At 36.4% G+C, this 12634-nt stretch carries 9 protein-coding genes; 5 read left to right on the plus strand and 4 right to left on the minus strand.

Annotated features, from left to right (window positions below; genetic code table 11):
• Positions 1–826 precede the first annotated feature (826 nt).
• Both H6W52_RS17465 and H6W52_RS17470 read left to right on the plus strand, forming a co-directional pair.
• A complete protein-coding gene (locus H6W52_RS17465) occupies positions 827–2422 on the plus strand; it encodes a peptide chain release factor 3 (protein WP_076392518.1) in 1596 nt (531 codons plus the stop codon).
• A 341-nt stretch (positions 2423–2763) separates the two neighbouring features.
• Positions 2764–3714: a DUF4349 domain-containing protein gene (locus tag H6W52_RS17470; protein WP_116099328.1), complete on the plus strand. Its 951-nt coding sequence runs from the start codon at positions 2764–2766 to the stop codon at positions 3712–3714.
• A 267-nt stretch (positions 3715–3981) separates the two neighbouring features.
• Here H6W52_RS17470 and H6W52_RS17475 read toward each other — a convergent pair whose 3' ends face one another.
• Entirely contained in the window at positions 3982–5121 is a 1140-nt protein-coding gene (locus H6W52_RS17475; protein WP_116099329.1) for an acyl-CoA dehydrogenase family protein, read from the minus strand.
• A 242-nt stretch (positions 5122–5363) separates the two neighbouring features.
• Here H6W52_RS17475 and H6W52_RS17480 point away from each other — a divergent pair, with 242 nt between their 5' ends.
• The gene (locus tag H6W52_RS17480; RefSeq protein ID WP_116099330.1) at positions 5364–7142 is read left to right on the plus strand and encodes an AMP-dependent synthetase/ligase; all 1779 of its coding nucleotides are present in this window, start codon (positions 5364–5366) and stop codon (positions 7140–7142) included.
• A gap of 483 nt (positions 7143–7625) precedes the next feature.
• Here the strand turns inward: H6W52_RS17480 and H6W52_RS17485 are convergent, their stop codons facing one another.
• Both H6W52_RS17485 and H6W52_RS17490 read right to left on the minus strand, forming a co-directional pair.
• On the minus strand, positions 7626–8402 hold the full coding sequence (locus H6W52_RS17485) for a zinc ribbon domain-containing protein (RefSeq protein WP_116099331.1): 777 nt from the start codon (positions 8400–8402) through the stop codon (positions 7626–7628).
• 3 nt (positions 8403–8405) lie between these two features.
• Positions 8406–9503 (minus strand): Nif3-like dinuclear metal center hexameric protein, encoded by a 1098-nt coding sequence (locus H6W52_RS17490; protein WP_116099332.1) that lies wholly within the window; start codon positions 9501–9503, stop codon positions 8406–8408.
• Between the two features lie 63 nt (positions 9504–9566).
• On the opposite strand from H6W52_RS17490, the gene H6W52_RS17495 reads away from it, so the two are divergent.
• Together H6W52_RS17495 and H6W52_RS17500 are read left to right on the plus strand one after the other, a co-directional pair.
• Positions 9567–10394 (plus strand): ion transporter, encoded by an 828-nt coding sequence (locus H6W52_RS17495; protein WP_116099333.1) that lies wholly within the window; start codon positions 9567–9569, stop codon positions 10392–10394.
• Between the two features lie 40 nt (positions 10395–10434).
• Complete coding sequence (locus tag H6W52_RS17500; RefSeq protein WP_157967268.1) at positions 10435–10590, plus strand: hypothetical protein; 156 nt, start codon at positions 10435–10437, stop codon at positions 10588–10590.
• Positions 10591–10656: 66 nt separating this feature from the next.
• Here H6W52_RS17500 and H6W52_RS17505 read toward each other — a convergent pair whose 3' ends face one another.
• Complete coding sequence (locus tag H6W52_RS17505; protein WP_116099334.1) at positions 10657–12627, minus strand: T9SS type A sorting domain-containing protein; 1971 nt, start codon at positions 12625–12627, stop codon at positions 10657–10659.
• Positions 12628–12634 lie beyond the last annotated feature (7 nt).

Below are 12634 nucleotides of genomic sequence, written 5' to 3' on the forward strand. Positions count from 1 at the left end.
TGTTTTAGTATTTGTTCAATTCTAAAATATTAATTTTAGACATTAAGCACCTCATGTTTTTCTCCGAATTCACGTTACTTAAGCTTAAACACAAATAGCACTAATTTTTACAGGAATTAACAGGACTCAGGTTGGTTTTCGCAAAGACGCAGGATTTTTATTAGTCTCAAATCTTTAAGGCGCAAGGATTTTATCTTTGATAAAATTGATCATCAGAATTATAAAATAAAATCTTTGATTTTATCCTTGCGCCTTAAAACTGGAAAATTCTTATTTAAATCTTGCGCCTTAGCGTTTTTCCAATAAAATTTAAACTCATCGTTGATCTTTTAAACACGAATAACACAAATGGTTTTCACAAATTCCACGAATTTGATTTTTTAGCCTATTTTTAGTTTAGCAAAAGCAAACAAAAAAAGTTATTTAAAGTAAAACGGTAGAAAACTCTGTGGAGTTTTATCTGTGTAGAAATCATATTAACCGTACGTTCGGCGTTCCGTAGGAACGCTATCTTTAAAAAATTTATCATATTTATAGATATCAATCCTACGGATTGATTTGCGGATTTATTCTTATTTCTACACAGATTCTGCTCCTAAAGAAGCAAACTCTCTTACTTCAAACAACTTCAAAATAAAAAATCAAAGATTTTAAACTAATGGGTTCTTTTACGTACAAAGAATTTAACCTTAAGTTGCGAATGTGTTATAATCTTTTGTGAGTTTTCGGTTAAATAAAATTCATGCTTTTCGTGTAAAAATTTGTGTTCAAACAAAATTTTCAGGATTCGACAAAATTCCCGATTTTTGCAACTTCAAAATACGATATGTCAGACTTAATCAAAGAAATAGAAAAAAGAAAAACCTTCGGAATTATCTCTCACCCGGATGCCGGAAAAACCACTCTTACGGAAAAGCTTTTGCTTTTCGGGGGTGCAATTCAGGAAGCGGGTGCGGTAAAATCCAACAAAATAAAAAAGGGAGCGACCTCCGATTTCATGGAAATTGAAAGACAGAGAGGGATTTCCGTGGCAACTTCGGTATTGGCTTTTGAATACAGAAACCACAAAATCAACATTCTGGATACTCCCGGTCACAAGGATTTTGCAGAAGATACGTACAGAACTTTAACGGCTGTTGATTCTGTAATCGTTGTGATTGACGTTGCAAAAGGGGTTGAGGAACAGACGGAAAAGCTTGTTCAGGTTTGTAGAATGAGAAATATTCCGATGCTGGTTTTCATTAATAAGCTTGACCGTGAAGGTAAGGATGCTTTCGATTTGCTGGATGAGGTGGAACAGAAACTGGGATTAACGGTTTGTCCGCTTTCTTTGCCAATTGGTATGGGAGCTGACTTTCAGGGAATTTACAATATCTGGGAAAACAATATCCAGTTGTTTTTGGAAGAGAAGAAACAGAAGGTGGGTGAAGCGATAAAGTTTGACAATATTAATGATCCTTCAATTGATGAAGTGATTGGCGAAAAAGCTGCCGCTACTTTAAGAGAGGAACTGGATCTGGTTCAGTCGGTTTATCCTGAATTCAACCGTGAAGATTATATGAAGGGGGATTTGCAGCCTGTTTTCTTTGGTTCGGCTTTGAATAATTTCGGAGTTCGTGAGTTGCTGGATGCTTTTATTGATATTGCACCAATGCCACAACCGAAGGAAAGTGATACACGTATTGTAAAGCCGGAAGAAAATGGTTTTACAGGATTCGTTTTCAAGATCCACGCGAATATGGATCCGAAGCACAGGGACAGACTGGCTTTCGTAAAAATTGTTTCGGGAACTTTCAAGAGAAATGAAAATTATCTTTTGGTAAGAGAGGGCAAAAAAATGAAGTTCTCTTCACCAAATGCTTTTTTCGCGGATAAAAAAGAGGTGGTTGATGAAAGTTTCCCGGGAGATATTGTAGGTCTTCATGATACGGGAAGTTTCAGAATCGGAGATACGTTAACAGGCGGCGAAAAACTGAATTTCAAAGGAATTCCGAGCTTCTCTCCTGAACATTTTAGATATATTAACAACAACGATCCGTTGAAAGCAAAACAACTGGCAAAAGGGATCGATCAGTTGATGGATGAAGGGGTTGCACAGTTATTTACCCTTGAAATGAACGGCAGAAAGATCATCGGAACAGTGGGTGCGCTTCAGTATGAGGTAATCCAGTATCGTCTGGAGCATGAATATGGGGCAAAATGTACATACGAACCTCTTTCTATGCATAAAGCGTGTTGGGTGGAAGCGGATGAAAAGTCAGACGAATTCAAGGAATTTGCAAGACTGAAGCAGAGATTTTTGGCGAGGGATAAATACAACCAGTTGGTTTTCCTTGCCGATTCTTCTTTCACGATTCACATGACGCAGGAGAAGTTCCCGAATGTGAAACTGCATTTCATCAGTGAGTTTAAGAATGCTTAATTGAAATAAATCAGCTTTAAATAGACAATCCGCGGAAGTTTTTCTGCGGATTTTTTTATGAAATTAAATGAAACTTTTATACCATGAAGAATCTTGAGTGTTTCTGAGATTTTTCGACTCCGCTTTGTTTCGCTCAAAATAACAGCTCCGAAAATTAAATTCAGACAGGATTTGGTTAAGAGAAAAAATAAAAATTTAAAAAAACTTTGTAAAACAGCATTTTTTTATTTTACAAAATACTAAAATTCAACTCTTTATCAATTTACATAAGCAAAACAATTCCTTTACAATCTTTACAAAAACTTCCCTCCTAATTTTACCTCATCGAAAAAATTAATGTTATGAAAAAGTTCATCTTACTCGTTGCTGTATCAAGCACGTTTATCATGTGTAAAAAAGGAGAAGCGGCAACATCTAAAATTGAAGACGCAGTACAATCAGCAGACAGTACGATTTCTGCGACCTCTGAAAAAATTAATGACGTAAGCGAAAAAGCCAATGCTGCACTGGATTCTGCCAATGTAAAAATTAAAGATTTTGAAAACACTAAAAATGAAGTAAAAGATAAAATTGAAAATACTTCCAAAATGGTAGATTCTTTATCTGAGAAAATTTCTTCCGTAAGACTGGAATCGAAAACCGAGAAAAAAGATTCGGCTAAAAAAGAAGAAAAAATTGTGGTGAATGTTCCGGCTCCGAAAGTGATTAAAGAAACCAAAATCGTTTATAAAGACAAACCGAAGAATGAAAATTACGAACTGAATGTTCTGAAAAATAAAATGGTAAAATCGGGTTATTTAACCATGAATGCAGACAATGCGGAAATCGTAAGGGAAATTATACGAAAGGAAACGGTTAGAAACAACGGCGCAGTGACAAAAGAAGAGCTCACTTATGTTGCAGCAGAACCTTCCGATGACAGATCTTCAGAAATGGCGGATCAAAAAGCATATTATCTTCAGATTAAAGTTCCTCTGCAGAATTTTGACCAACTGATGGATGATTTAAGCAGCAATATCGGCAATATTGAAAGCAAAAACATAGAAGTAAAAGGAAATGACTATTATAACAATACGCTTTGTGAGATCAGGATCTCTCTTTTGGATAACGCTCATAAAGCTCCGGAAACTTTTGGTGAAAAGTCTTTAGCCGCCGTTTCTTCAGGATGGAGTGTCATTACTTCCATATTCCTGTTTATTCTGCCGCTTTGGCCATTGTTTTTAATTGCCGGAATAGGATATTATTTTTATAAAAAGAGGGGTAAAAACACAACCAATCATGATGCCCATTAATTTCGAAAGTCCATCCTTTGTGATGGATTTTTATTTTAATATTATTTTAATGGGATAAATTGATTTTTAACCGATGTTATTGATATTTTTGATAAGTCCTTAAGAAAGGAATAAAGCTTGTAAAATTTAACTTTAGCCTCAAATTTCCATCAAAAAGATAAATAAAAGCAGACAAAAAATTTTATATATTATATTTTGTGGTTCGTGTGAATGTAAAAAGGCTTCCAAATGCGGAAGCCTTTTACTATTTCATGTATAATTAAGCAATTACTTTGCAATGCTTCTTGAAATAACGATCTTCTGGATTTCAGAAGTTCCTTCGTAGATCTGAGTGATTTTGGCATCTCTCATCATTCTTTCTACGTGATATTCTTTCACATATCCGTATCCACCGTGGATCTGTACAGCTTCAATCGTAGTATCCATTGCCACCTGAGAAGCGTATAATTTTGCCATTGCTCCGCTTTCAGAGATATCTTTTCCTGCGTCTTTTTCTACAGCCGCCTTGAAGCAAAGCATTCTTGCTGCTGTAATCTGAGTTGCCATATCTGCTAATTTAAATGCAATCGCCTGATGATTGATGATTTCTGTTTTAAACGCTTTTCTTGTTTTAGCATATTTTAAAGCCAGTTCGTACGCTCCGGAAGCAATTCCTAAAGCCTGAGAAGCAATCCCGATTCTACCACCGTTCAGAACAGCCATCGCGAAATTGAATCCGAAACCGTCTTCCCCGATTCTGTTTTCCTTCGGTACTTTTACGTTATTGAAGATCAAAGAATGCGTATCGCTTCCTCTGATTCCCAGTTTATCTTCTTTCGGACCGATCTCGAAACCTTCCCAACCTCTTTCTACGATGAAAGCGTTGATTCCTTTATGTTTTTTCTCAGGATCTGTCTGTGCAATTACAATATAGTAAGATGCTGTTCCACCGTTTGTGATCCAGTTTTTGATCCCGTTTAAAAGGTAATAATCTCCTTTATCTTCCGCAGTTGTTTTCTGGGAAGTTGCATCAGAACCTGCTTCAGGCTCAGACAAAGCAAAAGCTCCGATTACCTGTCCGCTTGCCAAAGGGGTAAGATATTTTACTTTCTGCTCTTCAGAAGCAAATTTTTCAAGACCTGCACAAACCAATGAGTTGTTTACAGACATTACCACAGCCGCAGAAGCATCTACTTTTGCAATTTCTTCCATGGCAAGAACGTAAGAAACGCTGTCCATTCCGGCACCGCCGTATTTAGGATCCACCATCATCCCCATAAGTCCCATTTCCCCCATTTTCTTTACCTGTTCTGCAGGAAACTTCTGGTCGCGGTCTCTTTCGATTACTTCCGGTAAAAGTTCGCTTTGCGCAAAATCTCTTGCTGCCTGCTGAATCATCAGCTGTTCTTCTGATAAATTAAAGTCCATAACATTGAATAATTAGATGGTCGCTAATTTACACTTTTTGGGCAAATCTGAAAATAGAATCATAAATTAGATAAAAACAACGAAAGAAGTTGATTTTTAAATATTCATCATATATATATTAAGTTTGAATTATTAAATATATTATGGCATACATTTTATTAATTTCTAAACAATCACTTCCAATTTCCACAATTAAAAAAAATGCTTATATTTAAAATCCTTTAACAATTACTTAAAAAATCATGACAATCAAAAGATTATTTGATATTCCTCAATACGCACTGAAAACGTATCCGAAGTCGGATATGTTTGTAACCAAATATCATGGTGAATGGAAGAAAACTTCCACGCAAGAGTTTATCAATGAAGCCAATAAGATATCAAGAGGACTTTTAAAACTGGGCATAAAACCCGGTGACAAAATCGCATTAATCACCACTAATTCCCGAACAGAATGGGCAATTATGGATCTCGGACTTTCGCAGATCGGGGTGGTTTCTGTTCCCGTTTATCCGAGTATTTCTCCCGAAGATTATGAATTTATCTTTACCAATGCAGAAATTAAGTACTGTTTTGTGTCTGATAAGGATCTTTTGAACAAGGTAGTAAAAGTAAAACATAACATTCCTTCATTACAGGGCGTTTTTACTTTTGACAATATTACAGGCGCTGCCAACTGGAAAGAAATTCTGGATCTTGGTGAGGATGATTCTACGCAGATTGAAGTGGAAGATCTTTCAAATGCCATTAATTCGGAAGATCTGGCGACAATTATTTATACTTCGGGAACAACAGGAAAACCGAAAGGAGTAATGCTGACTCACCATAATATCGTTTCCAACGTGTTGGGTTCTATCCCGAGAATTCCTAAAAAGAAAAGTCTGGATTATAAAGATACAAGGGTTCTGAGTTTCCTTCCGATCTGCCATATTTTCGAAAGAATGCTTTTCTATCTTTTCCAATACAACGGTTTTTCGATTTATTTCGCGGAAAGCATCGAAAAGATGGGAGAAAATGTAAAAGAAGTAAAACCTCACTACATGAGCGTGGTACCGAGACTCGTAGAAAAAGTGTATGATAAAATCTACGCCACAGGTTCTTCCGCGGGAGGTCTGAAACAGAAAATCTTTTTCTGGGCACTGGATCTGATTTCCAAAAAGAAAAGTGTTTCAAAACCATCCGGATTAAAGGAAATTATTGCCGACAAACTGGTGTTTAAAAAGTGGAGAGAAGGTTTAGGCGGTGAAATCATTACGCTGGTTTCCGGTTCTGCAGCTTTGTCTACAAGACTGAATTTGATGTTCCAAAATGCAGGAATTCCTATTCTGGAAGGATACGGATTAACGGAAACTTCGCCTGTAATTTCGGTAAATTCTTTCAGCAAAATGAAAATCGGAACCGTAGGCTTACCTCTTGACAATCTGAGTGTTAAAATCCAGGCAGACGGAGAAATTACGGTAAAAGGTCCTTCTATTTTTAAAGGCTATTTTAAAAATGAAGAAATGACGAAAGAAGTTTTCACAGAAGACGGTTATTTCAGAACAGGAGACATCGGACATATCGATAGTGACGGATTTTTACAGATCACCGACCGTAAAAAGGAGATGTTCAAGACTTCGGGAGGAAAATATATTGCACCGCAGACCATAGAAAATTTAGCAAAAGCTTCAAAGTTTATCGAGCAGATCATGGTTGTCGGAGACGGCGAAAAAATGCCTTGCGCATTGGTTCAGCCAGATTTTGAATTCGCAAAAAGCTGGGCATCAAGAAACAATCTGAATGTAGGTTCCACTCCACAGGAAATTGCCAAAAGTGCAGAATTAAAAGAAAGAATTAAAAAAGAGATTGACGATATCAACCAACATTTAGGAAACTGGGAACAGATCAAAAAAATTGAGCTTACCCCGGAAATCTGGAGCATTGATGCCGGTCTTTTAACGCCGACTTTAAAGCTGAAAAGAAAAGCGATTAAAGAGAAATTCATCGATCTTTACAATAAGATGTATGAACGTAAGGAATAATAATAGAAACCGCTTCTGTTGAGGCGGTTTTTATTTTTAACACGAATGGCTCGAATATCTTCATAAATGGCTCTATCTAATTATTTCAAAATAAAACTATTACAGTTTTCCATTGAATAAAAGTTTTTAAATATTCTTTTTCTTTATAATCACTAATATCATGTATTTAGTTTATATTTATTTTTTAAAAACTCTATAGAGTTTTATCTGTGTAGACATGATATTAGAAGGACGTTCGGCGTTCCGTAGGAACGCTATCTTTAGAATATTGATGCTATTATAGATATCAATCCTACGGATTGATTGATAGACTTGCTCTTATTTCTACACAGATTCCGCTCCTAAAGGAGCAAAGCTACTTTACCTTAAAAAACTTCAATATTAAATTGTGCTATTTGCGAAACATTTGCGCAATTAGTGTTTAAAGCCAAAAAAAGCTGTCTCAAAATCGAAACAGCTTTATATCTTTAAAATCGTAAGTAATTAAAATTTAATTACAGATTTCATTCTTTCGTTTTCTTCCATTACCAACTCGTCGTCAACAAGGATTTTTCCTGAATGCTCATCGATGATAATTTTCTTTCTCTGAGCAATTTCCATCTGCTTTTGCGGCGGAATGGTGAAGAATGATCCTTTTGGAGCGCCTCTTTCCAATCCTACAACAGCAAGACCGTTTGGAGAGTTTGTTCTGATTCTGTTGTATGAAGCCAATAATCTCTCATCAATTTTTTCAGAAAATTCTTTTGATTTCTCGATAAGATATTCTTCTTCTTTCTGAGTTTCAGAGATAAGACCTTCCAATTCTTCTTTTTTGAATTTCAGGTGATTTTTAAGCTCATCAATTTTTAAGTTCAATTCGCTTAACGTTTCGTTTTTGTGACCTATTTTAGCACCGAATTCTTTAATTCTTTTCTCTGCAAGCTGGATTTCAAGCTCCTGATATTCAATCTCCTTACCTAATGCTTCAAACTCTTTATTGTTTCTTACATTATCCTGCTGAGATTTGTATTTTTCAATTAAAGTTTTTGCATGGTTTATTACTTCATGCTTTGTTTTGATCTGGTCGTCCTGATCTTTGATTTCTGCATGAAATTTTTCAGCTCTTTTTTCAAGACCTTCGATTTCAATCTCAAGATCCTCTACTTCGATTGGCAATTCTCCTCTTGTATTTCGGATTTCGTCCAATCTAGAATCAATGATCTGCAAATCGTATAAAGCTCTTAACTTCTCTTCAACTGAAATATCGTTGGTTTTTGCCATATTTTAAATGAAATAATTTACCGGGTTTGTTTTCTCAATAGATTTTGAGATTGCAAATGTACTAAATTTTTGTGACAATATTTCAAATAATTGTTGAGTTACAAATTGTTCTGATTCAAAATGCCCGATATCACAAATCATCATTTTCGAATCGGCAAGGAAAAAATCGTGATATTTTACGTCTCCCGTAAGATAAGCATCACATTTTTTGGAAATTGCAGACCGGATGCCGCTTGCTCCGGAACCGCCAAGAACTCCTACTCTTCTAATTTTTTTATTATTGAATCCTGAATGACGGATCATCTCCAGACTGAATTTTTCTTTTACAAATTTCAGAAAATCTTTTTCATCCATCGGCTCATCAAGGTCGCCATACATTCCCAATCCTGAATAATGGTTGGTATTTTCAAGGCTGTAAATCTGGTGGGCAACTTCCTCATACGGATGTGCCGTTTTCATTGCATTAACGATCTGTCCCTGCTTATAATCCTCAAAAATCACAGAAATCATGTCTTCGTCTGCATTTTCGCGGATGTTCTGCTGTCCCGAAAACGGATTTGAACCTTCAATCGGTCGGAACGTTCCATTTCCGTTGATTTTGAAACTGCATTCGTCATAAAACCCGATATTTCCTGCACCTGCCGAAAATAATGCTTCCTTTACTTTTTCAGAATAATCTTTCGGAACGAAAACCGTAAGCTGTTTCAGATTATTTTTTTTAGGCTGAAGAATTTTTAAATTTTTTAATTCCAACTGATCACAGATTCCACGGTTAACCCCAAAAAAATCATTATCGAAAGCGGTATGAATGGCATAGATGGCAATTTTATTTTCAATAGCTTTTAAAACAGCTCTCTCTACATAGTTTTTCCCTGTTAAAGATTTCAGTCCCGAAAAAATGATCGGATGAAAACATACAATTAAGTTACAGTTCTTTTCAATGGCTTCCTCTACAACGTTTTCCAATGCATCATGGCATACCAGAATTCCGGAGACATTTCTGTCGGGAACACCGCATAATAAACCTACATTATCAAAATCTTCTGCCTGTTGCAAAGGAATTCTTTCTTCTATTTTGGCAATTACCTTACTTATTGTCATTTTATGATCTATGTTTGGTACGAAAATAGGGATTATTTGTTAATTTTAAAAAAACATCGAAAAATGGAAAAAGAGCACAATCTTATTCCCGAAGATGCTCTCTGGAAAAGACACCTTTATCGCATCATATACCGCTCCGATACAAAACTCGGAAAGCTTTTTGATATTATTTTATTGTTGCTGATCCTCATCAGTACCGCTATTATAATGATGGAAAGTGTACCGAAGCTTGATAAAAGGTTTCATTATACATTCATTATTATGGAATGGATTATTTCCATATTTTTTTCGGCGGAATATTTTTCGAGAATTGCCGTAGTGAAAAACAAACGGAACTATATTTTCAGTTTTTTCGGAATTATTGATTTTCTTGCTTTAATTCCTTTTTATCTGAGCTTTATTTTTCCGGTTACCAAATATTTCCTGATTTTCAGAATGCTGAGAATGCTTAGAGTTTTCCGGGTTTTCAACTTATTAGATTTTATGAATGACGGCTCCGTGATTGTGAGAGCATTAAAGAACAGTTCAAGAAAAATTTATATTTTCCTTTTATTTTTAATTATTTTCTCCGTGATTGTCGGTTCACTGATGTTTATGGTGGAAGGCGGAAGACAGGGCTTTGAAACCATTCCACAGGCAATTTACTGGGCGGTTGTTACTGTTACAACGGTTGGTTATGGCGACGTTTCCCCGATTACTCCGATGGGGAAATTTTTTGCTGTTGTTTTAATGCTTGCCGGTTATTCTATTATTGCCGTTCCTACAGGAATTGTAACTGCCGAGATGAGAAACAAAAGACAGAATCTGGAAAAAGTGTGCGACCGATGCGGAAATGAAGATATTGATGATGATGCAAGGTATTGCAAACAGTGTGGCAAGAAATTGGCTTAGTAAAAATATAATGATCTATTAACGAAACACCACAAAAATCATGGAACCTAATAAAAACAAACCGAACAGCTTAGTAATTATCCTTATTTCATTGATCGCACTTGTGATCTTGGTTTATTTTATCCTTGTTATGTTTTTCCCTGCTATTTTTGATAGCATGACGACGGGTGAAATTCAGCCTGTTCCCAATAAATAAAGTTTTTTTATTTAAAATAACAAAGGCGATCCTTACAGACCGCCTTTTATTATGGTTAAATTTTCTTTATTTTTTAATTGTTTTTACGACCTGCTTAGAACCGTCTTTCATATCCAACATCAGAAAATATACCCCTTGTTTCAATTCTCCCAAATGAATCTCAGAAGTAGGATTTTCGATAACTCTTATCAGTCTTCCTGAAACATCTGTTACAGAAACTGATTTTACTTTTGCTATATCAGAAATATTAACAACATCCCTGAAAGGATTTGGAAATACTTTAATGGTATTTTTATTGGCTGCCACTTCGGAAGTTGCTAAATTATTTTTCGTAATGTTAATGGTAAATGCTCCTTCCGGCTCATCTGACCAACCACTGTAATGACCAACATTTACATAATAGGTATTTCCTGCAAGTGTAGGAACAGAAACTGTTTCAGCACCTCCCTGTCCACCATCATCTACTGTACTTTCGCAGTTTAATGCAGAACAATTTCCGCTATACACCCCGATCTGAGGATCAAAATCACTTCCTGCAGGCATCGTTACATTAATATTAAATGTACTTCCGTCTCCTGTAAAAGTAAACCAGGTTCCGTCATTCATTTCATTAGAACATACGCTTACAATTCCCGAGTTATTGGTAGCTCCCGCTCCATCGTTTTGCGCGTAAGTGTAAGGGAAAGCAGTAGCAGATAATGCTCCGGAACAAGCATCATTTGCCGGTGGCGGAGGGAAAGTTCCTACGCAGATATTAAAGCTCTGGTTACTTCCTGCACCATAATAACTGTACACTCTCACCAGATATGTTTCTCCTACCGTAAGACCCGATACAACTCCCGAAGGCGGATCTGAACACAAAATGCTTGATAGTGCTCCACAACCTCCGCTGAATACCTGAAAATAAGTATCTGTATCTCCCGCTGTACTTCCTACAGAGGTAATATTAAGAAGAGATATTTTATGAGTTGTAGCAGTGGCTACAAATTTAAACCAAACATCATCATCTGCTTGTCCATAACACGGACTTGGAGCAGTTCCTGAATCTGTTGCGCCAATTGTATACCCTGCAGTTACTGTTCCGCAGTTCAGATCTGGGTTTACAGGCAATGTAATTGCTGTTACACATTCATCATTAGCCGGTGGCGGCGGTGCAGTAGTAAACATCTGCTCTGTACATCCTGAAGATTCTCCTCCCGAACCTACTGCTACGATTTTAACGTAATGGGTTGTATTCGGAGCCAATGCTGCTGAAGGTGTATAACTATTGGTTGTTACAGAAACCTGATTCGCTATGCTCGTTCCTCCTGGAGAAGTTCCGATAGAAACTTTATAGCTCGTTGCTCCTGCTGTATTGTTCCATGTGATGGTAGGAGTTAAAGGAATAAATGTAGCATTATTTGCCGGATAAGTAACTATCGGGCAAGCAGGAACAGGGTTGGAAGCCAGTCCTTCAAAGGTAACAACGGATTTGTAATTTACAAGATTTCCTGTAGCAGGTGGTGAAGCCGGATCAGGATTTGTATAATCATCTTTATAATAAATCGTAGAATTTTGCGCTCCATTGTAAACATACATTGCCTCATCATAATCATTATTATCATAACCTGCAGAGTTTTCCTCTGCCGCAATAACAAGATTAGAAGTATTATTGTAAGCGAAAGGCGTTGGAAAAACTACTTCGATAACTCCGTTGTTATTGCTTACAGTTCCGGAAAAAACCTGCGTTAACTGAGCTCCGGGAATCCAGTCTGAATCGGAGCTGAAGGATGTTTTGTTGGTGAGTCCTAGATAAACTACCCATTGTGAAGAGTTTGAAATTGACATTGAAGGGTCTATATAGAACTTGAGTCCTGTAATATTCCCTGCTGCATTGGCGTTAATTTCCTGCTTTGTGAAAATCTGCTGTACATAAGAATAACCGTAATACGTACTTATTGGAGCTACCCCAACATCTGTACTTCCTGAACCCAAAGTAATCTGGGCTGAAAAAGTCATACTTAAAAATAATAAGCATGAGAGTAAAAATTTTGTCATAAACTAT

The organism is Chryseobacterium sp. C2(2020), from assembly GCF_014218915.1.
In the GTDB taxonomy this organism is placed as follows: domain Bacteria; phylum Bacteroidota; class Bacteroidia; order Flavobacteriales; family Weeksellaceae; genus Chryseobacterium; species Chryseobacterium mucoviscidosis.